This window comes from Mycolicibacterium arcueilense, from assembly GCF_058536225.1.
On the sequence record NZ_JBZTYL010000019.1, the window covers coordinates 67276 to 90506 of the forward strand.

Sequence of the window (23231 nt, forward strand, 5' to 3'; positions counted from 1 at the left end):
AAGCTGACGACGCTGACTCGAGTCACTTCCGACGACTTTTTCCCCTAGCTGGCGGAGAAACTAACGCACCGGTAATCAAGATCTCAGCTTTTTCTCAGGCGGATTTTCGCGATCGTTGCACACGCAATCAATCGGGCGGCAGTTTTGCGTGACGCAAGGGATCTGGAGGGGTTAATCCCGCAGTTCGGACATGGTTTGGACATTTGCCAAACTTTTGACCGTGTGCTCAAAATCGGGTCGGGCCAGTTGGTGAGTTGCCATGTCATACCGAACGCAGCCCTGGCGCCGGAGCGCTACGGGACCGCCCCGGCCATCCTTGCTGGTATTGCGCCGAGCAATGCTGAGCTCCGAGCCGGCCACGCGCTGCCAGGGCCCGCGTCCTCGCCCGGAGTAACGTCGGCCAGATGAAGTTCGGCATTGCCACCTTCGTCGACGACGACAGCATCGACCCCGTATCGCTGGCCCGGGCGATCGAGGAGCGCGGATTCGCCTCACTCATCGTTGCCGAACACAGCCACATCCCGGTCAGCCGCGAATCGGCCTATCCGGATGGTGGCGACCTGCCGCCGTGGTACTACAACACGCTCGACCCGTTCGTCACCCTCGCGGCCGCGGCGGCAGTGACCTCCACGATCGAACTCGTCACGGGCGTCGCACTGCTGATCCAGCGCGACCCCATCCACACCGCCAAGGAAGCCGCCAGCATCGACCTCATCTCCGGCGGCCGGTTCGTACTCGGCGTCGGCGCCGGGTGGAACCTCGAAGAGATGCGCGACCACGGCACCGATCCGAAAACCCGTGGGGCACTGCTCGATGAGAGCATCGAGGCGGTCACGGCGCTGTGGACCGACGAGCCCGCCGAATACCACGGCAAGTACGTCGACTTCCCGTCCTCCTACTGCAGGCCCAAGCCCGTCCAGAAGCCACACCCGCCGATCTACATCGGCGGCAACTCCGATGCGACGGTCAAACGGGTGATTCGCCATGGGGCAGGCTGGATCTCGAATCCGCTGCCCAGAGATGTGCTGGCCAAACGCATCGGGCAGATGCATGACGGCGGGGCGCGCGACGTGCCGTTGATGATGTTCGGTGCACCCGTCAAGGCCGACTATTGGCGTGCCGCTGAGGATCTCGGCTTCGGCCAGCTCGGGCTGTTCCTGCCGTCCGTGGGCAAGGACGAGTCACTGCGCCGGCTCGACGAGTTCGCCGCGGCGGTGCAGAAGTATCAGTCGGGAAGCTGAGCTGTCTCGGGTCCCGGCTTTCGCTGCCTTCTCTGCGCGGTTTTCTACGTGGGGGTCGCTCGTCGGCGCTGAGAGCAGCTCGGCGGTGGAAATCGGCGAGGCAGGCGTCCGCAGTCAACCCACAGCCGATCGCGGGCTGACCTACAACATCCGGGCCTACCGTCCGGCATGTGATCACCAGGCGCTCATTCCTGACGGCGACCGCCGTCGGTTCGATCACCGCCGGATATGCGCTGCGTGCCGGGCTGCCGACCGCGCACGCCGACCCGAACGCCGTCGACCCGCCTTCGGTTGCGGTGCTCAACAAGAGGCGGCCACCCACGCAGTGGGGAATGGCGCTGCCCGGCATCACCACGTCGTTCGCCGCCGCCGGCCGCCAGATCGCCTTGACGTTCGACGCGTGTGACGGTGCCTGCGACGACGCCCTGCTCGATACCTTGCAGCGCAACGGTGTTCCGGCGGTGCTCATGCTGAACTCGCGATGGATCGACCGGAATCCGGACCGGGCCCGGCAGTTGGCCGGCAATCCGTTGTTCGAGATCGGCAACCACGGCACCCGTCACGTGCCCCTGTCCGTGACGGGTCGGGCTGCCTACGGGATCGCCGGGACCCGGTCGGCCGACGAGGTGGTCGGTGAGGTGTGGGGCAACCACCAAAAGTTGACCGCGCTGACCGGCCGGGCTCCGACCTGGTTCCGTCCCGGTACCGCGCACTATGACGACGTGGCCGTCGAGATCGTGCACGAACTGGGCGAGCAGCCGTTGGGATTCACCGTCAACGCCGACAACGGTGCGACGGCGTCCGCGGCCGCCGTGCGATCCAACGTCATGAACGCCGCCCCGGGCTCCATCGTGATCGCCCACATGAACCACCCCCAGTCCGGCACGCATGCCGGTTTCGCCGAGGCGATCCCCGCGATGCAGGCGGCAGGCTGGCAGTTCGTATTACCCCGCTGACGGGGAGGGCCGCAGGGTAATTGCCGGGGGAGTTCGGTCGAGCCGCGGCGTCAACATCTGCCGTGGGCCGCCCCGCCTACGGGTTAGGTTTGGCGAATGACCGCGGGGGAGCAGGACGCAAACGATGACGACAGCGCGCCGGGCACGTCTTACCGGCAACCCGCCGTACTGCTCGGGCTCCTGGCGGGGCTGCTGCTCGCCGCCGTCGCATGCCTGAGTCTCGGCTGGATGCGACGAACACCGGAACTGCCGTTGGGCGAAGACTTTTCGTCGCTGACGACGGTGCTGTGGCGCACCACTTTCGTCGTTGCCGGCGTCGCGCTATTGGTCGCCGTATACGTCGTGGTGGGGCGCGTGTACCGGCAGTCGCCGGGCTGGCGGGCCAGGTTCGTGGCCTACTCCAGCCCGGCACTGTTCGTGCTCGTCGTGGCGGCGTTGATGGCGCAGAGCCGGGGCACCATCGCCAAGGCTTTTCGCCAGGCCAGCGATGATCAACTCGCGCTGCGTCCATTCGCCGTCACTACGGTCGCCCACGCCGCCTGGTGGTTCGCGTGCCTGGCTCTGGCGGCACTGGCAGTGCTCTGTGCGGCGGCCCACCGGACCCAACGGCCTCACCGCGCGCCTCGCCGCCTTGCTGTGAGCCGATGGGTCGCGGCTGCAGTGGCCGTCGTCCTGGCTGCGGCACTTGTGGTGCCTGCCGTGGCTATTGCCAAGAAGTCTCCGTTCCACAACGAGACCGCCGAGAGCATCGATCCGCCGACGTTGACGACGCTGAGCGGGACGGTTGCCTACCGGGCCGAGGTGTCGTCTCTGGCCACCTACTCCCGGCCTGGTGGCGCGGGTTGGGTGCACGTCCAGAACGGCCCCGAGTACCGGCAGGAAACCGTGGTGGGTTTCGACGGTGCGACGGGGGAGCAGCGTTGGACATTCAGCGTGCCCCGATTCAACGCCAGCGAATTGCGGACGACGGGCATCGGGCCCGACAGTGTGGTGTTGGTGAAGGCCTACATCCCCACCGACGCGATGATCGCCCTCGACGCCACCACCGGAGCGCTGCTGTGGACGCGCGTCGATCATGACGTGTTTGACGAGGACTATCCCCTGTCGTCGAGTGTGCTGTTGGCCAGCAGCCGAGACCCGGCCGGTGGCATGACCTGGACCGCTTTGGCGGCGCGGACCGGAAATGAGTTGTGGACCAAGACATTTGATCGTGACTGCAAGACATCGATGCGTGCCACCGAGAACTTCATCCTGATGAGCACCTGCGACGAGGGCCCCGACGTGCTGACGCAGGTGCTCGACCCGCAGACCGGGCGGCAACACGGCGTCATCACCGCATCGTCGCTGGGCATCCAACCGGGAGCGCCGAACTCCCATCCCGCGATCGATGCCACCTCAGGTGACCGCGCACTGGTCTCCGGTGCCGGAGCGCCGCTGGTCATCGATGTCGCGGCAGGTCGGGTGATCGTGCGCCTGCCTGATCACCAAGACGCGGAGTTCATCGACCCGGACTCGCTCATGCTCAGCCCTGCGAGTAAGAATAATGAAGACCTGCAACCGGTTTCAATCCACGATCTGCGTGACGGCGTCACCATTGACACCGGGTTGCTCTTGGCATGGCGCGGTCGCGAGGAGACCTGGGGAGCTATTGCGCGGGTGGGGGACCAGTGGCTGACGCTGCTACCCGATGCCCCGCTCGCGCCCGTAGCGCAACGCGATCCCGTCCCGATGCGGATCATCGGCAAGTCGGGCCCGACGCAGACGCTGCCCAACCCGTGCGAAGGCCGCATGCAAGTGGCTCCGGCGGTGTCTCGCGTGCCCGGAGCGGTACTCGTCGAATGCGGCATGGCAGATGCCGTCGCCGCCGTGCGGTAACGCCTCAGCGCAAGCCGACGATGTCGTAGCTGGTGACACTGCCGTTGTCGGAATGGTTGGCGCACAGCGCCAGAACCGCGCCGGGGACCGGCAACAGGCCGCCCGGCCCTTCGTCGCAGGGCCCTGTTCTGAGAGTGGCGGGACCACCGGTGAGCGGCACCGAGGCCAGTCGTTCCTCGTAATGGCCTTGGTGGGCGGCAGCCGTGACGAACTCATTGCCCACCCGGGCCCACCGCCGCGCGTCGGGATCGGCGTGCATCTCCAGGTCTGTCACCGTCACGGCACGTCGCTCTGCGGGGAGATACAGGGTGACGGTCCGTGCCCGGCTGTCCTTGCCGAGTTGCACCACCGGGCCTGGAAGTGATTTCTCAAGATCCGGGGTCCGAACGAAAGGTACTGGCGTGACCTGTACCGCCTTGGTCCCGACGTCGACGGCCAGCAGCACGCCGTCCACGCTGCTGAGTCCACTGGCGTAGAGGGCGGCGATGTCTCCGTCTACCGCCAGCAGTTCCGTCGTCACGTCACCCGACGGGAAGCCGGGCTGCTTGGTGAAGTCGATCGTGGACTCCGATTCCGCGTCGTACACGCGGAGCGCATCGCCGCACGCGTCGACGAAGATGAGCCTTGAGCCGACGGCGTCGTAGCGGCCTCGATTGCACTCATCATCGGGAGTGTCCTTCGCCCACAACGGTTTACCGGTCCGCGGATCAAGCGCGCCGACCTTGTCGGGGCCGATCGCCGCCAAGATCTCACCGTCGCCGTTCGCTCGGCCGCGGAGGTGCCAGTCCGCGTCGTTGATCCACAGCTGTTCGCCCGTCATGGCGTCGAGCCCGACCAGGAACGCGACGTCGGGGTCGTGGTCGGATGAGTACTTGTCGGGGTCTTGGGTATTGGGCGGGCGAGTGCACTGCACGGCCACCACCGCATCGTCGCGGACTCCGGTGGACCACAGCGACACGTCGCCGCAGCGCGCGGGCAGGTCGGCCGTCGGGAAGCGCCAACGCTGCGCGCCGGTCGACCCGTCGAAACCGATGACCGCGCCGTCCGTGATGCCGACGAATCCGGGGCCGGCCGCACGAACGCCCCCTGCGTCGACCTTCACGGTGTAGGCCGTATCGGTGCCGACGGACGTCGGCAGCGCCGGGACCGCCACCCGCTCCGCCGTGGTCGCCGAAGAGACACCGACCGAGCTGAGCGACGTGACAGCGATGCCGGCCACCACGGCCAGGGCGAGGCCGGAGGCAGCCAAGACGGCGACCGCAGGCCGGCCCGGTCGGCGCGCAGCGGCGGGTGAAGCGGAGGTCGCGCCGGCAAGCACCATTGCCGCGGCGCAGGCGACGAAGACCCAGGACACCTGTGCGATCACGATGACGGGACGCGCACCCGGCCCCGAGATCAACAGCGCGTGCTGTGCGGATTTGGCGGTGAGGAGCCCGTAGGCCGCGACGGCGACGATGCCCGCGAGGAGTAGCGAGGCATGCCCAGCAGTGTCGAGACCGGAGATGGCTCGCACACCGAGCCAGATGGCGGCCGCCCCGGCGACGCACACGCCGATCAGCGAGATGAGGAGAAGGTGGCCCGCCGGAGCCAGGTACGTCGCGGTCTGCCCGGTCGGAACCCGTGCCGCGTACGCATAGATGGCGAGGCTCACTGCTCCCAACGCCAGACCGAAGCCCAGTGAGATGGTCAACCGGCCCCCGCGCGTCACCGTGGATCTGCGCTCGTCGTCGCCGCTACTCGTCTCGTCGCTCACTCGGCTACCCCCTCGGGTCAGAACTCTGCCACAGCATCGGGCCACCTCAGGGCGGGAAAACACCGCAGACCCGTCACCTTCGGGGCGGACTTCCGCCGTTTTCTTCGCAGGGGTCGCCGCATCGCGCCGGGAACCGCCCTGAAGTAGAAACCGACGAGGGGTAGGCCGACCGCCGGCTTCGTTTCGCCACGGGCGAAGGCGAGAAGCCGCAGCAGCCCCTGCGCAACCTTGCACTCACCATGGTCGAGTGCTAAGAATGCAGTTGGCACTCTCGATCAGTGAGTGCCAGGTCGGGCCGGTGAGGCAGGGACCGCACCTGCGGGAGCACACCCACGCCGTCCGTCGCGGGCACTGAACCTGACCACACAACGTGCGATCCCCTATCCGGAGGAATCACTTCGCAATGGCTAAGACAATTGCGTATGACGAAGAGGCCCGTCGCGGCCTCGAGCGGGGCCTGAACAGCCTCGCCGACGCGGTAAAGGTGACGCTGGGCCCCAAGGGTCGCAACGTCGTCCTGGAGAAGAAGTGGGGCGCCCCCACGATCACCAACGATGGTGTGTCCATCGCCAAGGAGATCGAGCTGGAGGACCCGTACGAGAAGATCGGCGCCGAGCTGGTCAAAGAGGTCGCCAAGAAGACCGACGACGTCGCGGGTGACGGCACCACCACCGCCACCGTTCTGGCCCAGGCCCTGGTTCGCGAAGGTCTGCGCAACGTCGCTGCCGGCGCCAACCCGCTCGGCCTGAAGCGCGGCATCGAGAAGGCTGTCGAGAAGGTCACCGAGACCCTCCTGAAGTCCGCCAAGGAGGTGGAGACCAAGGAGCAGATCGCTGCCACCGCCGGTATCTCCGCCGGAGACCAGTCCATCGGCGACCTGATCGCCGAGGCCATGGACAAGGTCGGCAACGAGGGTGTCATCACCGTCGAGGAGAGCAACACCTTCGGGCTGCAGCTGGAGCTCACCGAGGGCATGCGCTTCGACAAGGGCTACATCTCGGGCTACTTCGTCACCGACGCCGAGCGTCAGGAAGCCGTCCTGGAGGATCCCTACATCCTGCTGGTCAGCTCGAAGATCTCGACCGTCAAGGACCTGCTGCCGCTGCTGGAGAAGGTCATCCAGTCCGGCAAGCCGCTGCTGATCATCGCCGAGGACGTCGAGGGCGAAGCCCTGTCGACCCTGGTGGTCAACAAGATCCGTGGCACCTTCAAGTCCGTCGCCGTCAAGGCCCCGGGCTTCGGTGACCGCCGCAAGGCCATGCTGCAGGACATCGCCATCCTCACCGGTGGCCAGGTCATCAGCGAAGAGGTAGGCCTCTCGCTCGAGACCGCCGATGTCGCGCTGCTGGGCACCGCCCGCAAGATCGTGGTCACCAAGGACGAGACCACCGTCATCGAGGGTGCCGGCGATGCCGACGCGATCCAGGGCCGTGTCGCCCAGATCCGCGCCGAGATCGAGAACAGCGACTCCGACTACGACCGCGAGAAGCTGCAGGAGCGCCTGGCCAAGCTGGCCGGCGGTGTTGCGGTGATCAAGGCCGGCGCTGCCACCGAGGTGGAGCTCAAGGAGCGCAAGCACCGCATCGAGGACGCCGTGCGTAACGCCAAGGCTGCCGTCGAAGAGGGCATCGTCGCCGGTGGCGGCGTGGCTCTGCTGCAGTCGGCTCCGTCGCTGGAGGAGCTGTCGCTCACCGGTGATGAGGCCACCGGCGCCAACATCGTGCGCGTCTCGCTGTCGGCCCCGCTGAAGCAGATCGCCTTCAACGGTGGTCTGGAGCCGGGCGTCGTCGCCGAGAAGGTGTCGAACCTGCCTGCGGGTCACGGCCTGAACGCCGCGACCGGTGAGTACGAGGACCTGCTGGCCGCCGGCGTTGCCGACCCGGTCAAGGTCACCCGCTCGGCGCTGCAGAACGCGGCGTCCATCGCGGCGCTGTTCCTCACCACCGAGGCCGTCGTCGCCGACAAGCCGGAGAAGGCGGCCCCCGCGGCCGACCCGACCGGTGGCATGGGCGGCATGGACTTCTAAGAAGTCGCCTGAAGGAGGCCCGGCTCGCTTGGCGAGCCGGGCCTTTTCCATGTCGAGCGGCCAGTTGCCGCACGCGGGGAAGCCAGACGCGTGACATAACTGGCCACTCGGCGACGAAGTAACGTCGACCCATGCCGCTACCACCGCCATCACCGACCACCACCGCCGTCGTGACCGGTGCCTCCTCGGGCATCGGGGCCGCCATCGCCCGCGAACTGGCGCGCCGCGGCTACGGTGTCACATTGGTAGCCCGCCGGGAGGACAAGCTGCGTGAGCTGGCCGCCGAACTCACCACCACGGCAGAGACGATCGCTTGCGACGTCGCCGACCCCGACGCCCGCGCAACACTTTTCGACACGATCGCCAAGCGCGGGTTGACCGTCGACATCCTGGTCAACAACGCCGGTATCGGCACCATCGGCTCGGTGGTGAAAGCGCCGGTCGCCGACGAGATCGCCCAGGTGCGGGTAAACGTCGAAGCGGTCATCGACCTGACCACCCGGGCGGTGCAGCAGATGGTGCCCCGCCGGCGGGGCGCGATCCTCAACGTCGGCTCCACGGCCGGCTTCTACCCGTTCCCGGGACAATCCGGCTACGCCGCCACCAAGGCGTTCGTCCACACCTACACCGAGGGCGTGCGCGCCGAGCTGGCCGGTACCGGCGTCACCGTCGCCACGCTGTGCCCCGGCCCGGTGCGCACCGAGTTCCTCAAGACCGCGGGCATGGACGAGCGAAAATTCGCCGCGGCGTTCCCGAAGGTGTTGTGGATGCCGGCCGAGGACGTCGCCAGAGCCGGTGTCGACGCACTCGCTGACGACCGCGACATGGTGATCCCCGGTCTGCCCAGCAGGCTGACGACCCGTGTGGCCCAACTGATTCCGCGACGGATCCTGTTGCCGATACTGGCCCGCCAGCACCCGGGGTTGCGCCGAGACGGGGCAGCTAGTTAGCCGGCCACCGTCGCATCCACCCTTCGACGGGTAGGTCCAGCCCGTTGCACAACGTGCAGATGGTGCGGTACCAGCCGAGCGCGACGAGCAGCTCCATCCGTTGTTCGTCGTCGAGCTTGTGCCCCAACGCATCCCAGATCTCTGGTGTCCAGGACCCGGTGCGTTCGAGTTCGTCGACAGCAGCGATCAGCACGCGCTCGAACTCGCTCCACCCTGCGTCGACCCCGGTGACCACCGCATCGCATTCCTCGTCAGTGACCCGCGCGATGGGCCCCCAGAACGCTGCCTGTCCACCCCATTCGTACTCACAGCCCACCAGTGCGCACATCCGCAGGATCGCGATGGTGCGTAACCGCGCTGGAAGTCTCGCATCGACGTAAAGTGACTCACCCAATTTCCTCAGCCGTGCCGCCAGATTCGGGTGGCGCTGCAGGCACCGGACCAGCAGCAGCGGTTCATACGTGCGATCGGGGTGACCCCAACTGTTGATGCCTGCGGCGTCCTCGTCGCTCCAGGGCTGGGCCAGCGGCTCGGCGCGAGTCATCCGACCGACTCGTGAGTCGGGCAGCCGAGCACCAGGTCATAGCTCACCCGACAAACGTACGACGCCCGCGCGGCCGACGCCAAGACGGTCCGTCAGTTCTCCGACAACACGATGCAATCGCTGTCGCACTGGCCCGGCGGGCCGGGTGCGGCCGCCTTGCGATGCAGGACCGCGCGACTGGGCACGATCTGATGCGCCTCGTCCTCGGTCGCACCGGCTCGGCCCCGCCCGTCGACGATCAGCGAATACCCACCGGACTGACGCGGCGGACAGACCAGCGTCGCGTGCTCGTGGGACGCGAGGTTTCTCCGAGTGTGCCCGCCGACCGGGCCGACGTGGATGACGCCGTCGACCAGGTGTGGCTCCACTGCGACGGTGTGCGCGTGGTAGTTGTCGTCGACCGTGACGAGGTAGGCGAACGCGTAGTCCGCCAGCTTGTCGGCCAGCTGGTTGAGGTCCACTTTCACGCTCATGACGTGAGAATAGGCCGGTTGACGGCCCGGGGTGCCCGACCTGTCAGACCGGCTCAGATTGGCGTCCGCGCACGAGCCGGCCGGGTCGCGCGTCGGTCGGCACCCCGTTCTCGGCGATGACCTCACCGGAGACGACGGTCGCGACGTAGCCGTCGGCGGTCTGGTCGAGGCGACGTCCACCACCGGGGAGGTCGTAGGCGACGACGGGGCGGTGCAGCCGTAGTGCCGCATGGTCGATGACGTTCAGATCGGCCTTGTAGCCCAATGCAATTCGACCGCGGTCGGCCAGCCCGGCGACCCTGGCGGGCACCGAGGTCAGTTCCCGGACGGCATCGGCGACGCTCAACGTGCCTGTGCCCCGGTCGCGGACCCAGTGCGTCAGCAGGTAGGTGGGGAAGCTGGCGTCGCAGATCATCCCGTAATGCGCGCCGCCGTCACCGAGCCCCAGCACCACGTCGTCGCGGCGGAGCAGCTCGGCGACGGTGTCGAGTGAGTTGTCACGGAAATTGGCCAGCGTGACCAGCAGCATGGCGTGCCCCTCGTCGTCGAGCAGGCGGTCATAGGCCTCTTCGAGCGGGTCGACGCCGCGGGCCCGGGCCCGCGCACCGATGGAGTTCGACGGGTCGGGCTCGTAGTCGGGCTGTTCACCCAGCGGGTACATATAGTCCCAAGCCTGTACGGCGAACATCAGCGGATGCCCGTCACTGGCCGAGGTGTCATTCAGAATCCGTTGGCGCACTTCGGGTTTACGCATCTCGGCGACCCGCTCGGCCAGTGGGAGGTGGGCGATCTCGCGGTAGCTCGGATAGAGGACGAACGGGTTGCCCGACAGTTCGAGGCCCAGCACCAGGCCGATGGGGCGTGGGAAGATCTGGGCGGTGATACTGCCGCCGTTGGAATTTGCCTTCTCCACCATCCGCAGGGCGTCCTCGAAGAACGCCGGCCCGGCGTTGCCGATCGCCAGAGTGAACGTCACCGGCAACCCGACGTCGGCGGCCACGTCGAACACCGTCTGTAGCGCCGGCTCGTAGTCACCCGCGACCAGGTCCGGCACGAACTGGATCAGGCCGCCGCCTGCGTCGTCGACGCCACGGGCGATCGCCTCGATCTCGGCGTAGCCGGCTTCGTAACTGGGAATCGGCCGGCCGCTCTCGGTCTTGTGGATGGTCAGCCGTGATGAGGCGAACCCCAGCGCGCCGCAGTTGACCGCCTCGGCGGCGAGCTTGCGCATCAGCGCCAGATCCTCGGCGTTCGCGGGCTCTCGGTCGATGCCGCGTTGGCCCATCACGTAGACGCGAAGGGGGGAGTGCGGCAGGAACGCCGCCACATCAATATCGAGCTGTCGCGACGACAGGGCGTCCAGGAATTCGGGGAACGTCTCCCACGTCCACGGCAGACCGTCGACCATGACCACCCCGGGGATGTCCTCCACGCCGGCCATCACATCGACGAGCACGTCGTGATCGTCGGGGCGGCACGGCGCGAACCCGACACCGCAGTTGCCCATGACGGCCGTGGTGACACCGTGCGCCGAGGACGGGTTGAGCCGCTCCGACCAGATGGCCTGCCCGTCGTAATGCGTGTGCAGGTCGACGAAACCGGGCGTGACCAACAATCCGGTGGCATCGATCTCGCGTTCGGCCGTCCCGGTCACGGAACCAATTTCGACGATGACGCCGTCGCGCACCGCGACGTCTTCCACGTACGGTTCGCCGCCCAGGCCGTCGACGATGGTTCCGCCACGGATGCACAAGTCGTAGGTCACCTAACTAACGTACGACGCCACGGCCGATCGCGGAACAGGCGCCGACGTGTCGGTGCCGGATGCAAGGATCGACCGGTGATCGATCACTTTGGAATCAACTGCACCGACTGGGCCAAATCGAAAGAGTTCTACGACTCTGTGCTGGGCGTACTCGGGTACAGCCGCCAGCTGGACTACCAGGTAGCGATCGGCTACGGCAGTGATGGCAAGCCCGACTTCTGGATTGCCGATGCCAGTGCCGGCGATGCCGGTGGGCCCAACCGGGAGATCCATGTGGCGTTTCACGCGGCCGACGCCGATGCCGTGCAGGCGTTCTACGACGCGGCCCTGGGTCTGGGTGCCGAGTCGCTGCACGCACCACGCTTGTGGCCCGAATACCACCCGGGCTACTTCGGTGCATTCGTCCGCGATCCCGACGGAAACAACGTCGAGGCGGTGTTCCACGGGGCTGCGCCGCAGTAACCCCTAGAGCTGTTCCAGTTCCGAGATCCGCCAGTCGCCGTCGACGCGGGTCAGGCTGACCCGGTAGGCCACCGCGTCCTTGGTCGACGGACCGCCGGCGGTCTCGGAACTCTGGTCGACGAACGCCACCACCTTGGCCTCGTCGGCGGTTAGCGATTCCACTCCGGTGTTGCGGACAATCGCCGTCTGGGTGACATTGTCCGCCTTCGCGCGGATCGTTTTCCGGTACTCGTCGACGGCGGCGCCGGTCAGCGTTTCGGTGACCGCATCGATCTCGGCCCGGCTGGTCGTCGGGGTGAAGCTCAGCGCCTTGACCACATTGGTCTTCACGAAATCAGTGACCTGCTCGCGCGCCTGGTCGTCTTCGGCGATCGGGGCGGGCGCCGGTGTGCTCTTGACGGACAATTGCCAGAACCCCAGGCCGCCCGCGATGACGATCCCCACGATCAGCGCGATGACCGACAGCGTCCAGCCCCGTGTGCGTGTGCCCATCAGTTCACGAACTCCAGCTTCGAGGCCTTGTAGCTGCCGTCGACGTGCTCGACGGTGACCCTGACCCGTTGCAGCGAAACCACACCGACCCGATTGACCGTCACGGTCACCTTGGTGTCGACGGTGACGAGCACGACCGCCTCGTTGGAGAACAACGATTCGATGCCGGCCCCGGTGACCGTTCCGTCGGTCTTGACGCCCAGGTCCGTGGCCTTCTTCTTGATCTGCGGGGCCTGGTTCTGCAGGTCGGCGCGGAACTCGTCGGTGGCGCCGTCCATGATCGTCGCGAGATCGGTATCGACGGTGTCTGCGCTCACCGTGACGGTGTGCAACGCGAAAGTCTGGGCGGCGTCCACGTACGGCTGCCACGACGGCGTCGTCCGTGCCACCGGGGCCTCGCGGACGAACTGGCTGATCGCGAAGCCGATGGCGCACACCAGGAGCACCGCGAGCACGGTAGGCACCACAATCCTTGTCGCGCTGCTCTTCTCGGGGCGGCGCGGCTGCGGGATCGGGCTCGGTCCCGACCAGTGGGGGGAGTGGTGCGACGGGCCGGCCACCGAGTGAGTGGGTGCTGTGAAGCTCGGGGCCGTGATGACCCGTGGGGGCTCGGAGGAGAACTGTTGGGGCGGCGATACCGGCGACGGCCGCTGCGGTTGCGGTTGTGGCGTGGGGGGCCGCTGCGTGAGGGGAGCCGCCGGAGTGGCCGTCGGCTGGGCATCGGCGAGCGCTTTGGCGAAATCGCTGCACCGCGGGTAGCGGCCGGCCCGGTCCTTGGCCATCCCCTTGAGCATGACCTCGTCCAGGTACGCCAGTTCGGGACGTTCGGCCCTCAAGCTAGGTGGGGGCTCGTTGAGTTGCTTGCTGATCACCACCGCGGGGTTGGAGTGGTGGAACGGCGAGTGCCCGGCCAGAAGCTGAAATGCACTGGCCGCCAATGCGTATTGATCGGCCCGCCCGTCCATCGACTGCCCCAGGAGCTGCTCGGGAGCCGAGTAGGCCATGGAGCCGACGGCCATGTTGGTGGCGGTGATCCCGCTGATGTCATCGATTCGGCGGGCAACGCCGAAGTCGGCCAACAGAATTCGACGACGAGCCGCTTCAGGGCCGGTCAGCAGGATGTTGGCCGGCTTCACGTCGCGGTGCAGCAGGTTGCGGTCGTGGGCGTAGTCGAGCGCCTCGGCGATGGCGGTGACGATCTCGACCGCTTCACGCAGCGGCACACCGCGGGGGTGACGCTCACGCACGTGTCGTGAGGCGTCGGTGCCGTCGACGTAGTCCATCGCGATCCACAGCTGCCCCTCGTATTCACCGCGATCGTGCAAGCCGACGATGTGGGGATGCCAGAGCGAGGCGGCGATGTCGGCCTCGCGATTGAACCGTTCGCGGTACTGGGCGTCACTGGTCAGCGAGGCCGGCATGATCTTCAGCGCATCCTGGCGGGGGAGCCGCGGATGTTGGGCCAGATATACCTCGCCCATGCCGCCTGAACCGAGCAGACGTTGAATCGTGTACCCGGCGAACACGTCACCGGTATTCAACGGCATGCAGTGATGGTAGTCGGACCGGCAGTCGGCTGTTTCGCGAGTAGCGTCGATGCCATGACTGCCGCTGCTTCCGGCGCCGATTCCGACGCCGTCCGCGAATTGCTGCGTGACGCATTCACCCGGCTCATCGAGCATGTCGACGATCTCACCGACGGGCTGACCGAAGAGGTGTCGAGTTACCGGCCCACGCCGCAGGCCAACAGCATCGCCTGGCTGATCTGGCACAGTGCGCGCTGCCAGGACCTGCAGTTGTGCGACATCGCCGGGATCGAGCAGGTGTGGACCCGCGACGGCTGGAAGGACCGGTTCGGGCTCGACCTGCCCGGCAACGACATCGGCTATGGCCACAGCCCCGAGGACGTTGCGAAGGTGCACGCCTCAGCCGAACTGCTGGCGGGCTACTACCTGGATGTGCACAAGGTGACGCTGGCCTACATTGCCGGGGTGACCGCCGAGGACCTCGGCCGCGTCGTCGACGACCGGTGGGATCCGCCGGTGACGGCGAGTGCGCGGCTGGTCAGCATCATCGATGATTGCGCCCAGCATCTGGGCCAGGCCGCATATCTGCGCGGCATCGTCCCTTGATCGCCCGGTGGTGGCCCCTCGTCGGCCTCACCGCCATGGTCCTGCTCGGCTGGGCGGTCCGCGCGGGACCGGTGCCGATCGACGACTGGTTCCAGCAGATCGGGGCCGAGCTCGGTTCATATCGGGACGCCTTTCTGGTGTTCAGCAAGCCGCTGCTGGTGACGGCCGCGTTGCTGGTCGGCATCGTGGTGGCGCTGCGGCAACACCGGAAACGGTTGGCGCTCGCCATGGTGGTGAGCCCGCTGGTTGCGATCACCGTCGTGCGCGTCATCAAGCCGATCTTCGGCAGGGAGAAAGGCGGTGCGCTGGCCTATCCCAGCGGCCACACCACCTTTGTCGTCGCGGTGACGAGCCTGCTCGTGTTGTTGGCAGGCATGAGGCTGTGGGCCCTGGTGGTGGCGGTCTGCGTCGTCCTGCTCGCCATGTTCGGCCTGTCGATGACCTTTCACTACTTCACCGACACGATCGGCGGGGTACTGCTGGGCACCTCGGTGGTGGGGGTGGCCGCGATTTTCGCCCGAGATGGGCGATATGACCAGGTGGACGACGCCTCGCCTGATCTTCGCTGAGCGATCATCTGTCGGTTCCGGACTTGTTGACCGGTGGCTACCCGCGATCCAGAGCCGTCTGGTGTGAAACGGTGCGGGGTCCCGTCGGGGCATTTTCAAGATCGCTTAACCATCAAGCACCAGTTGACAGTTCAGGTCGGCCGGTCATCGATCGGTGTTGCATGCCGCAATGCTTTTAGAACTGGCGTGGCTACACAGCAAACTCTTCGTGAGGGTGCGAGCTGCGCAGATGGCTACATTTCGATTTTTGCGGCAACGGCGCCGACCGCGAAGGTAGTTGCATATGCAACAACTGCAAAATTCCCACCTGAGAAAAACCTGAGATCTTGATTAGTGGCAGGTAAATTTCGGCGCGTACCGAGTCATCGGTCAGCCCAAATAGCAAGTCATCGAGGGGATTTCATCAATGAACAGTCGTGTCAACAGTCGTGCCTCGAGCGGTCTGGCCGCATGCGTCGCCGTCGCCACCGCCGGTGTCGTCGCGATCACTCCGGTCGCGGTGTCGGCACCCACACCGCCGCGCGTCCTCGACGCGTCGACGGCCTTGATGGCCAGCTTCGAGGGGATGAATCAAGCGGGGCTGGTGTTCATGGCCGGTCAGCGGCTCGCCGACCAGTTCGTCCAGGCACCGCTCACTCCCTTCGTCCTCGCGGCCCAGCTCGTGGCCGGCGACAACGAGCGGCTGTTCTCCCAGATTCGCCAGATTGTCGATTCACCGGTCTATGTCGCCGATCCGCTCATCGAAGCGATTGCCATCACGCTGCCCGACGAGTTCGGTGGCGGCTCGGACCACGTAACCAACACCTCGGCCGGTGACGGCGCCTTCATGCAGTTCCGCAACAACGAACTCCTGGGCCTCCGGGATGACATCAACGCGCAGTTCGCGCAGGTGCTCGACGTCGACACCCCGTGGCCCAACGACAACTACACCGCGGCGCTCGCTCAGGGACTGCAGGAATCGGCGCTGCGCAGCGTCAACGGCGCCGTGCTCGGGGCGGTCGGCCTGGTGTCCGTCGCGCAGGCGGTGGCATCCGGCGACCAGCTTGCGGTCTACAAGGCGGTGAAGGAATACATCGATGCGCCGATGTGGGTCGCGGACCCGGCTATCGAGGGGCTTGCCGAAGCACTCCCGGCCGGGCTCGGTGGCGGCACCAATCACGACCCGACCGACCCCACCGGTGACGGCACCCTCATGCAGTTCCGCAACAACCAGCTGATCGGTGCGCGCGATTCCGTGCGGATCGCGGCAGCCAACGTGCTCGGCGTGCGCGACAAGGTGGACAGCACCGGCAACGTGATCGCCAACAACAGCCTCAATCGGAGCCAGTTGCTGTCGGCCACCGACGACAAGTCCGACCAGAAGCCGAAGGTGAACAACCTCAAGCCCCACATCACCAACCTCAACGCCGCGCTCGACGGCGCCAAGGACAAGGCCGAGAAGCGGAGGGAAAAGGCCAAGGCGAATGTGGACAAGGTCGTCAAGAAGGTGCGCGAAGCGACCGACAAGACGGCCAAGAAACTCGGTTCCAAGAAGGGTTCTGAGGACTGAGGAGCTGCCGGCGTAGAGCGCGGTGGTGAGGGGTCACCGCGCTCTCGGAAACTTCCCCTCGAATTCGACGAGATGGCCGCTCACGCAACCCGCGGGGCGGCCATTTCGTCGATCTGGGCGCCCAGTCGCGGCCAGCAACTTGACAGGTGTCAACCCCGGTGCGACGTGGGTCACACACGGTGATTAACATAGGCCTCATGACAGCGACGCCAGATGTAGCTCGGACCGCGGATTTCACGGGTTCCGGCACTATTCACAACCCCGCCACCGGGGCCGTCGCCGGCCAGGTGACCTGGACCGACGCCGCCGACGTGCCGCGTATCGCAGCCGGTCTGCGGGAAGCTCAGAAGGAGTGGGAGGCCCGCGGCGCCAAAGGCCGCGCCAAGGTCCTCTCCCGCTACGCGGTGTGGTTGGGCGACCACCGCGACGAGATCGAGAAACTCCTGATCGCCGAGACCGGCAAGTCGGCCATGGACGCCGCGCAAGAGGTCCCGCTGCTGATCATGATCCTCTCCTACTACATCAAGGTGGTGGAGGAGGCGATGGCGCCGGATACCCGTCCGGCCGCGCTGCCGATCATGTCGATCAAGAAGATCGCCGTGCATTACCGGCCGCGTCCCGTCATCGGGATCATCGCGCCGTGGAACTACCCCGTGGCCAACGCAATGATGGACGCCATCGGCGCCCTGGCCGCCGGGTGCGCAGTGCTGCTCAAGCCGTCTGAGCGCACCCCGCTGACCGCCGAGGTGCTGCTGCGCGGCTGGCTGGATTCCGGCGCCCCCGAGGTGTTCGCTCTCGCGCAAGGTGCGCGTGCGGTGTCCGAGGCCGTCATCGACAACTCCGACTACGTCCAGTTCACCGGTTCCTGCGCCACCGGAGCCAAGGTGATGGAGCGGGCGGCCCGTCGTCTGACCCCGGTGAGCCTGGAGCTCGGCGGCAAGGACCCGATGATCGTGCTCGAGGACGCCGACGTCGAGCTGGCCGCCAACGCCGCGGTGTGGGGCGGGATGTTCAACGCCGGCCAGACCTGCGTGTCCGTCGAGCGGGTCTATGTGCTCGATCCGGTCTACGACCAGTTCGTCGCCGCGACCGTAAAGGCCGTCGAGAACCTCAAGATGGGTACCGGCGAGGGCTACCACTTCGGCTCCCAGATCGACGACAGTCAGGTGGCGATCACCGAACGCCACGTCAACGAGGCCGTCGCGGCCGGCGCCAAGGCGCTGACCGGTGGCAAGCGCCCCGAGGGCGGGGGCAGCTTCTTCGAGCCGACCGTGCTGGTCGACGTCGACCACTCGATGGCCTGCATGACCGAGGAGACCTTCGGTCCGACCCTGCCGATCATGAAGGTGTCCTCGGTCGAGGAAGCCATTCGGCTGGCCAACGACAGCCCCTACGGGCTGAGCGCCTCGGTGTTCTCCAAAGATGTCGACCGGGCCAAGGCCATTGCGCTGCAGCTTGATTGCGGTGCGGTCAACGTCAACGACGTCATCTCCAACCTGATGTGCACCACCGCGCCCATGGGCGGGTGGAAGACCTCGGGCATCGGTGCCCGCTTCGGCGGCGTCGACGGGGTGCGCAAGTTCTGCAAGCAGGAGACCGTGGTGGTGCCGCGCACCAGTGTGGGCGCCGGCGGCAGCTACTACAACAACTCCGAGAAGGCGATCGTTCGGATGAACAAGCTGCTGACCAAGCTGGCGCTGGCGCGTCCGCGCCGTAAGGCCAAGTAGCTCCGAGTAACGCACTACCAGGCGTTCACCCCGGCGACACCTCGGTGTTCGCCGGGGTGGATACCGTCGGCCGGTGACTCTCGACATCACCGGGTACACGGTCCGCGACGACGACGATGACGACCCCGAACTGCTGCTGGAACCCAGCGGCGAGGTCGTCGACACCTGGCGGGAGAACTACCCGTACGACGACCGCATGTCGCGTCAGGAGTACGAGGAACAGAAGCGCCTGCTGCAGATCGAACTGCTGAAGCTGCAGAAGTGGAGCCAGGGCAACGGACTCCGCCACGTCATCGTGTTCGAGGGGCGTGACGCCGCAGGCAAGGGCGGCACTATCAAGCGGTTCATGGAACACCTGAACCCCCGCGGCGCCCGCGTGGTCGCGCTGGAGAAGCCGACCGAAAAAGAACGCACCCAGTGGTACTTCCAGCGCTACGTGCAGCACCTGCCCGCTGCCGGTGAAATCGTCCTGTTCGACCGCTCCTGGTACAACCGCGCCGGGGTGGAACGCGTGATGGGCTACTGCTCGCCCAAGCAGCACGCCGAATTCATCCGGCAGGCCCCGCTGTTCGAGCAGATGCTGGTCAACGATGGCATCAGTCTCACCAAGCTGTGGTTCTCGGTCACGCAATCCGAACAGCGCACCCGGTTCACCATCCGTCAGGTCGACCCGGTGCGGCAGTGGAAACTCTCACCCACCGACCTCGCATCGCTGGACAAGTGGGACGACTACACCGCCGCCAAGGAAGACATGTTCGCCTGGACTGACACCGAAATGGCGCCCTGGACCGTGGTCAAGAGCAACGACAAGAAACGCGCCCGCATCAACGCCATGCGCCACGTGCTCGGTAAGTTCGATTACGACAACAAGGATTTTGAGGTGGTCGGCCACGCCGATCCGCTGATCGTGGGGCGAGCCCTGTCGGACTGAACAGTCTGGCCGCCGCCCGGAAACTAGGAGGACGGCGTGCGCTTCGTCATGACGCTGTTCCTGTGGGTGTTGACGACGATCCTGCTGGCCGCGGCGCTGCCGTCGGCGTGGGTGCAGAAGAACATCATCGACCAGCAGGGGTACTCGTCCTTCGCCGCAGGTGCCGCCGGCGACCCGCAGTTACAGCAGGCCGTCGCCGGGGAACTCACCACCCAGGTGCAATCCCTGGCGGCACAGAATGGGGCACAGGTGGATTCACGGCAGATCCGTGCCGTGGCAGGTGCCTACACCGCCGGACCCGACTTTCCCGGACAGTTCGCCCTGGCCAACCAGCTTGCGCACACCTGGATGTTCACCGACCGGCTGTCGCGGGACGAGAACGGCAGTTGGGTGATCGATGTGGCCCCGATGCTCAGGGACACCTCGTTCCGCGAAACCCTGTCCAACTTCGGTGTCGAAGTGCCGCAAACCCTTACGGTCCCCATCGCCTCGTCGGCGCCGGACAGCCTGCGGCCGGGGATCCTGCGGCCCCTGGCGGTGTGGGGCCCGTGGGTGAGCGTCGGGGTGACGGTGCTGGCCGGCGTCTTCGCCCTGCTGACTCTGGCGGCTGCGCGCGCCCGGGGTAAAACCCTTGCTGCACTGGGTATCTCCGCCTTGTTGGTGGGTGCCGCCGGTTGGGCCGGGCTGGAGGCGGGCCGGCGTTATCTCAACGAGGCGCTCAACCACACCAGCGGGGACATCCGCCAGATCGCCGACGCCATGGTCGGACATGCCATCGACAGCCTGCACCAATGGCTCAACCTGGCCCTGGCGGCCGGCGGTGCGCTGGTGGTGTTCGGGATCGTGGTGGCGCTGCTCGGTGGGTTGCTGCGCCGACCAGCTTGAGTTGGGGTTGCGCCCAGTAGGTTTCGCCGCTACGACACGTCGCTGGCAGGCGAGAGCCAGGTGTTGCATTCGCCGATCTTGTTCAGCCGGTAGCCCTGGTCCCACCAGGATCCGTAGTGCTCGGGTGATCCGTGGTCGCGTGGCGTAACGGAATTCCAATTGCCGTTTGCAACCACCTGGTAATCGGAAACGGTGAACCGGCCTCCGGTGTCGACGATGGAGCCGACGAACATGCCGGAGAAACACTGCGCCTGAAGCTCCATGCGGCGCGACAGTTCCAGCCCTGGTTCGGTCTGCTCGCCGACGGCTCGCGCCTGTTTGTACATTTCACTTAAGGTCCCGATGAGGTGTTGGACGTGATGGCCATATTCGTGGGCGAGCACTGCCACGTTGAAGATCACCTCGGCGCTGTCTTTTTTCGGGGACAAGCTGGACAGCGGTACGGACAGAGATTCCGTCTTACTGCAGTACATGCCTGCATAGCCGCGCATCCCGTCGCTATTGCATCCTTCGGCCAAGGACACCTTGGGACTACGGAATTCCATTCCCGCCGCAGTGATCAGGGGCTTCCACGCCGTGTCCATGCACGACACCACTGTCTCGTAGAAGATCTGGGCCGCCGCTGCGTCGCTCGGCCAACCGACGGGATTGCATGGTTGTTTGGCCAGCCCGGCGTCGAAGTTGGCGGCGATCCGGTTTTGTCCCAGGGCCGCCTCGCCGGTGGGCAGGGGCTGCGCACTGGTGGTGGTCGGGTGCGGCGTCGTGGTGGCGGTGTACGACGGTGTGGACGTGAGTTCGCTGGTCGGGACTGCGCCTGCCGGGCTGACCGGCTCGCTGGCGCTGGCGGTGCGCTGCTTATTGAGCACTAAGACCCCCGCGGCCACGAGTCCCAGCACCACGACGACGGCGGCGGCCGACCCGATCAGGATGGCGGGGCGCCGAGAGCTTTTCGGCAACGGCACAGGTGTCGGATAGGCGGGGGACGGAGCGCCCCAGGGGTCGACGAAGTGCTGCTGCTGCGGCGGCGGTCCTGATGGTGCGGTAGCCCAGGGATCGACGGCTGAAGTCCACGGGTCCGCCGGCTTGGCGGTGCTCTTTTCGGCCGGTGTGAACGGGTCGGCGCCCGCGGCGAAGGGATTGTTGTTATCCCAGGACTTGGGCGGCGGACCGAACGGACCCCACGACTGCATTTCGAGAACGATACTGGCCCGACCAGGCGCGGCTGCGCACCAATTCCCGGCGGGGCCCCGCTGGCCGCTCAGCGTCTTGCCAGAGGAACTCGTACGTCAGCGCGGACCTGAACGCCGCCTCCAGCGTCAGCGCCGTTTCACGCCCACCGGTGTACGCCCTGTATGCCGCCCGTCGACGCGGAAAACAGCCCATTGCCAAGCCATTCCGCGCCGTTCATGTCGTTGTTCTGCTTCTGCCAGACTTCCTGCGCGCTCGTTACCTCCACGCACGTCACCCCGTGCACACTCATGCCTGAGTCGACCAGTACGCGTTGACCGTCATAGCCCTGCGCCCAGGTGATCTGTTCCGGGTAGTGCGTGGATATCGACAAGTACACGTTGTTGTTGAAGGTGCCGCAATCGTGCGTGCTCAGCTGGACCGAGCGCTCGTCGCGGTCATCGAGTAGGCCGAGAAAACATGTTTTGTCGCTGCCGAATCCGACGACTTTGGCCGTTTGGCTCGGCGTTACCATGCCCACCGACCACAGGATGGCGCCGGTAGCAGGATCATACGCGCGCAAACCGCCCCTGGATGGGTTGAAAGCCACCGGATAGTAAGTCCCGGACGAGGCGGTGAAGTGCCTGTCGTTGTCGATCAGCCGGAATCCGTCGGCAGCTGTCGACGCCGTTTTCACACCGGTGAAGTCGTAAAAGTCGATCGCCGAGGAATTCGACAACGCAAAGCCGCTCGCGAAAGCCATACCGCTGTCGACTGCGGGGGCCTCGACGAGCGTGCGACCGGAATTTGCGTCGACCACCCGCCCCGGGCCGCCCGTGACGGCGATGATGATGACCGCCTGATCGCCGTAAACGTCCACACCTGCGTTTGTGCGATTGTCGATGCGCCACATTTCGGTGCCGTCGGGCCGGTATCCGGCCAGCTCCCCAGAGGTTGTGACCACGAACCCGTCACCAGCGGAGTAAAGGTCTGCACCCAATTTGCCGGCCGCGATCTCGTGGTGTTTCTCGGCACCGGTCTCGGTGTCGAAGAAGATCAACACTTCCTCCAGGCCGTTGCCGGTGGACAGGGCGCAGCCGATGGTTGTGGACGCGCGATCGACTACGCAGTCGTCTTGGACGAATTTCTTGAGGTCTACATTGGCCGGCGATACCGACTCAGGCCAGCGCGGGGCACCGTTTGCCGCGTCCAGAGCCATGAGGCCCTGGTCTTCCAGGCCGACCGCAACGGTGTGGCCATCGCCCCCGAGCAGGTGTGGCCATCTGTCTGTCCGGAAACTCCACTTCGGATTCACAGTCGGCTGTTGGAGCGACGCCATCTGGATGTCGCGGGGCGGACGTAGTGCGCCCAACGGCGCCGGAGGATCGGGCAGGGGTCCGGCCTGCGGCCCTGAAGCGGTACTCGTAGCAGGGCCTTCGCTGTCCCCGGAGTTCAAGCGCCACAGCAGTGTCCCTACTCCGGCCGCGGCGACCACGACCACGGCAACCACTGCGAACGCCAGCCACTTCTTGCTCTTGCGTGGTGGCGGTTGCTGCGGCGGGGCCTGACCTATGACCGGCGGTCCACCCATGGGGAAGGTATGCGGCGGCGAACCGGCAAATTGAAAGGGGCCGGGCCCTCCGGACGGATACTGGCCGCCGCCAAAAGGATCCCCCGGGATTGGGCCGCCCGTAGGCGGATAGCCGTAAGGCGGCTGGTTCATCGACTCCATCC

20 protein-coding genes are annotated in these 23231 nt (G+C 66.3%); 12 read left to right on the forward strand and 8 right to left on the reverse strand.

Features of this window, described 5'->3' with window-relative positions; all coding sequences use genetic code 11:
* Positions 1–404 precede the first annotated feature (404 nt).
* From AC4LGL_RS20290 to AC4LGL_RS20300, 3 genes are all read left to right on the forward strand, one after another.
* Positions 405–1241 carry an LLM class F420-dependent oxidoreductase gene (locus AC4LGL_RS20290; protein ID WP_491840344.1) on the forward strand — a complete coding sequence of 279 codons (837 nt, stop codon included), beginning with the start codon at positions 405–407 and terminating at the stop codon, positions 1239–1241.
* 170 nt (positions 1242–1411) lie between these two features.
* Positions 1412–2197, forward strand: coding sequence for a polysaccharide deacetylase family protein (locus tag AC4LGL_RS20295; RefSeq protein WP_491840345.1), 786 nt, complete (start codon positions 1412–1414; stop codon positions 2195–2197).
* A gap of 96 nt (positions 2198–2293) precedes the next feature.
* Positions 2294–4072: a BamB-related PQQ repeat family beta-propellar protein gene (locus AC4LGL_RS20300; RefSeq protein WP_491840346.1), complete on the forward strand. Its 1779-nt coding sequence runs from the start codon at positions 2294–2296 to the stop codon at positions 4070–4072.
* Between the two features lie 4 nt (positions 4073–4076).
* Here the strand turns inward: AC4LGL_RS20300 and AC4LGL_RS20305 are convergent, their stop codons facing one another.
* The gene (locus AC4LGL_RS20305) at positions 4077–5825 is read right to left on the reverse strand and encodes a BamB-related PQQ repeat family beta-propellar protein (protein WP_491840347.1); all 1749 of its coding nucleotides are present in this window, start codon (positions 5823–5825) and stop codon (positions 4077–4079) included.
* Between the two features lie 403 nt (positions 5826–6228).
* Between AC4LGL_RS20305 and groL the strand changes: the two genes are divergently transcribed.
* Complete coding sequence (gene groL / locus AC4LGL_RS20310) at positions 6229–7851, forward strand: chaperonin GroEL (protein WP_055110509.1); 1623 nt, start codon at positions 6229–6231, stop codon at positions 7849–7851.
* Between the two features lie 131 nt (positions 7852–7982).
* On the forward strand, positions 7983–8801 hold the full coding sequence (locus tag AC4LGL_RS20315; protein WP_491840348.1) for an SDR family NAD(P)-dependent oxidoreductase: 819 nt from the start codon (positions 7983–7985) through the stop codon (positions 8799–8801).
* Here AC4LGL_RS20315 and AC4LGL_RS20320 read toward each other — a convergent pair.
* The 3 genes from AC4LGL_RS20320 to AC4LGL_RS20330 all read right to left on the reverse strand — a co-directional run bounded on the left by AC4LGL_RS20320 (position 8794) and on the right by AC4LGL_RS20330 (position 11583).
* A complete protein-coding gene (locus AC4LGL_RS20320; RefSeq protein ID WP_491840349.1) occupies positions 8794–9345 on the reverse strand; it encodes a carboxymuconolactone decarboxylase family protein in 552 nt (183 codons plus the stop codon). The two genes, AC4LGL_RS20315 and AC4LGL_RS20320, sit on opposite strands and share 8 nt — an antisense overlap.
* A gap of 92 nt (positions 9346–9437) precedes the next feature.
* A complete protein-coding gene (locus tag AC4LGL_RS20325) occupies positions 9438–9818 on the reverse strand; it encodes a pyridoxamine 5'-phosphate oxidase family protein (RefSeq protein ID WP_491840350.1) in 381 nt (126 codons plus the stop codon).
* Between the two features lie 43 nt (positions 9819–9861).
* A complete protein-coding gene (locus AC4LGL_RS20330; protein WP_491840351.1) occupies positions 9862–11583 on the reverse strand; it encodes an N-acyl-D-amino-acid deacylase family protein in 1722 nt (573 codons plus the stop codon).
* 75 nt (positions 11584–11658) lie between these two features.
* Here AC4LGL_RS20330 and AC4LGL_RS20335 point away from each other — a divergent pair, with 75 nt between their 5' ends.
* Positions 11659–12045, forward strand: coding sequence for a VOC family protein (locus AC4LGL_RS20335; RefSeq protein WP_491840352.1), 387 nt, complete (start codon positions 11659–11661; stop codon positions 12043–12045).
* A gap of 3 nt (positions 12046–12048) precedes the next feature.
* Here AC4LGL_RS20335 and AC4LGL_RS20340 read toward each other — a convergent pair whose 3' ends face one another.
* Together AC4LGL_RS20340 and AC4LGL_RS20345 are read right to left on the reverse strand one after the other, a co-directional pair.
* Positions 12049–12537 carry a hypothetical protein gene (locus tag AC4LGL_RS20340; RefSeq protein ID WP_491840353.1) on the reverse strand — a complete coding sequence of 163 codons (489 nt, stop codon included), beginning with the start codon at positions 12535–12537 and terminating at the stop codon, positions 12049–12051.
* Positions 12537–14084 carry a serine/threonine-protein kinase gene (locus tag AC4LGL_RS20345; protein WP_491840354.1) on the reverse strand — a complete coding sequence of 516 codons (1548 nt, stop codon included), beginning with the start codon at positions 14082–14084 and terminating at the stop codon, positions 12537–12539. The genes AC4LGL_RS20340 and AC4LGL_RS20345 overlap by 1 nt, the downstream gene beginning before the upstream one ends.
* 54 nt (positions 14085–14138) lie before the next feature.
* On the opposite strand from AC4LGL_RS20345, the gene AC4LGL_RS20350 reads away from it, so the two are divergent.
* The 6 genes from AC4LGL_RS20350 to AC4LGL_RS20375 all read left to right on the forward strand — a co-directional run bounded on the left by AC4LGL_RS20350 (position 14139) and on the right by AC4LGL_RS20375 (position 20330).
* Entirely contained in the window at positions 14139–14669 is a 531-nt protein-coding gene (locus AC4LGL_RS20350; protein WP_491840355.1) for a mycothiol transferase, read from the forward strand.
* On the forward strand, positions 14666–15238 hold the full coding sequence (locus AC4LGL_RS20355) for a phosphatase PAP2 family protein (protein ID WP_491840356.1): 573 nt from the start codon (positions 14666–14668) through the stop codon (positions 15236–15238). Before AC4LGL_RS20350 ends, AC4LGL_RS20355 begins: the two co-directional genes overlap by 4 nt.
* A gap of 406 nt (positions 15239–15644) precedes the next feature.
* A complete protein-coding gene (locus tag AC4LGL_RS20360; protein WP_491840357.1) occupies positions 15645–16787 on the forward strand; it encodes a hypothetical protein in 1143 nt (380 codons plus the stop codon).
* 197 nt (positions 16788–16984) lie between these two features.
* A complete protein-coding gene (locus AC4LGL_RS20365) occupies positions 16985–18514 on the forward strand; it encodes an aldehyde dehydrogenase family protein (protein WP_491840358.1) in 1530 nt (509 codons plus the stop codon).
* A gap of 73 nt (positions 18515–18587) precedes the next feature.
* Positions 18588–19445 carry a polyphosphate kinase 2 gene (gene ppk2, locus AC4LGL_RS20370; protein ID WP_491840359.1) on the forward strand — a complete coding sequence of 286 codons (858 nt, stop codon included), beginning with the start codon at positions 18588–18590 and terminating at the stop codon, positions 19443–19445.
* 36 nt (positions 19446–19481) lie between these two features.
* Positions 19482–20330 carry a hypothetical protein gene (locus tag AC4LGL_RS20375; RefSeq protein ID WP_491840360.1) on the forward strand — a complete coding sequence of 283 codons (849 nt, stop codon included), beginning with the start codon at positions 19482–19484 and terminating at the stop codon, positions 20328–20330.
* A gap of 29 nt (positions 20331–20359) precedes the next feature.
* Here AC4LGL_RS20375 and AC4LGL_RS20380 read toward each other — a convergent pair whose 3' ends face one another.
* Entirely contained in the window at positions 20360–21520 is a 1161-nt protein-coding gene (locus AC4LGL_RS20380) for a neutral zinc metallopeptidase (RefSeq protein WP_491840361.1), read from the reverse strand.
* Positions 21521–21657: 137 nt separating this feature from the next.
* On the reverse strand, positions 21658–23220 hold the full coding sequence (locus AC4LGL_RS20385; protein WP_491840362.1) for a PQQ-binding-like beta-propeller repeat protein: 1563 nt from the start codon (positions 23218–23220) through the stop codon (positions 21658–21660).
* Positions 23221–23231: the final 11 nt, after the last annotated feature.

What these genes read in the sequence shown, in the direction of transcription:
- groL (WP_055110509.1), top strand. Translation starts at nt 6,229, where the DNA reads ATGGCTAAGACAATTGCGTATGACGAAGAGGCCCGTCGCGGCCTCGAG.
- AC4LGL_RS20360 (WP_491840357.1), top strand. Translation starts at nt 15,645, where the DNA reads ATGAACAGTCGTGTCAACAGTCGTGCCTCGAGCGGTCTGGCCGCATGC.
- AC4LGL_RS20365 (WP_491840358.1), top strand. Translation starts at nt 16,985, where the DNA reads ATGACAGCGACGCCAGATGTAGCTCGGACCGCGGATTTCACGGGTTCC.
- AC4LGL_RS20340 (WP_491840353.1), bottom strand. Translation starts at nt 12,537, where the DNA reads ATGGGCACACGCACACGGGGCTGGACGCTGTCGGTCATCGCGCTGATC.
- AC4LGL_RS20380 (WP_491840361.1), bottom strand. Translation starts at nt 21,520, where the DNA reads ATGCAGTCGTGGGGTCCGTTCGGTCCGCCGCCCAAGTCCTGGGATAAC.
- AC4LGL_RS20350 (WP_491840355.1), top strand. Translation starts at nt 14,139, where the DNA reads ATGACTGCCGCTGCTTCCGGCGCCGATTCCGACGCCGTCCGCGAATTG.
- AC4LGL_RS20315 (WP_491840348.1), top strand. Translation starts at nt 7,983, where the DNA reads ATGCCGCTACCACCGCCATCACCGACCACCACCGCCGTCGTGACCGGT.
- AC4LGL_RS20290 (WP_491840344.1), top strand. Translation starts at nt 405, where the DNA reads ATGAAGTTCGGCATTGCCACCTTCGTCGACGACGACAGCATCGACCCC.
- AC4LGL_RS20300 (WP_491840346.1), top strand. Translation starts at nt 2,294, where the DNA reads ATGACCGCGGGGGAGCAGGACGCAAACGATGACGACAGCGCGCCGGGC.
- AC4LGL_RS20345 (WP_491840354.1), bottom strand. Translation starts at nt 14,084, where the DNA reads ATGCCGTTGAATACCGGTGACGTGTTCGCCGGGTACACGATTCAACGT.
- AC4LGL_RS20320 (WP_491840349.1), bottom strand. Translation starts at nt 9,345, where the DNA reads ATGACTCGCGCCGAGCCGCTGGCCCAGCCCTGGAGCGACGAGGACGCC.
- AC4LGL_RS20325 (WP_491840350.1), bottom strand. Translation starts at nt 9,818, where the DNA reads ATGAGCGTGAAAGTGGACCTCAACCAGCTGGCCGACAAGCTGGCGGAC.
- AC4LGL_RS20385 (WP_491840362.1), bottom strand. Translation starts at nt 23,220, where the DNA reads ATGAACCAGCCGCCTTACGGCTATCCGCCTACGGGCGGCCCAATCCCG.